The following is a 357-nucleotide window of genomic DNA, read 5'->3' as shown; positions in this document are numbered from 1 at the left end:
AGGCCGCCAAGGCGTTCACCGACAAGACCACGGCGCCCAACCAGATGTGGCAGACCGACTTCACCTACTTCAAGATCATTGGATGGGGCTGGGTCTATCTGTCGACGATCCTGGACGACTTCTCGCGCTACGTCGTGGCCTGGAAGCTGTGCACGACCATGAAGGCCGGCGACGTCACCGACACGCTGGAACTGGCGCTCAAGGCCTCGGGCTGCGACCGCGTCCACGTCCGCCACAAGCCGCGCCTGCTGTCGGACAATGGTTCCAGCTACATCTCTGGCGAACTGGCCGACTGGCTGGGTAAGCAGGAGATGAAACACGTCCGGGGCGCGCCCTACCATCCCCAGACCCAGGGCA

1 protein-coding gene is annotated in these 357 nt (G+C 63.6%); it reads left to right on the top strand.

Annotated elements, in window-relative coordinates; all coding sequences use genetic code 11:
* A partial coding sequence (locus AX690_RS11770; RefSeq protein ID WP_156449639.1) for a DDE-type integrase/transposase/recombinase occupies nucleotides 1-357 on the top strand: 357 nt, incomplete at both ends.

The sequence above is a fragment of the Caulobacter sp. CCH9-E1 genome (genome assembly GCF_001556515.1).
In the GTDB taxonomy this organism is placed as follows: Bacteria; Pseudomonadota; Alphaproteobacteria; order Caulobacterales; family Caulobacteraceae; genus Caulobacter.
This window is presented reverse-complemented; position numbering and strand designations above follow the sequence as displayed.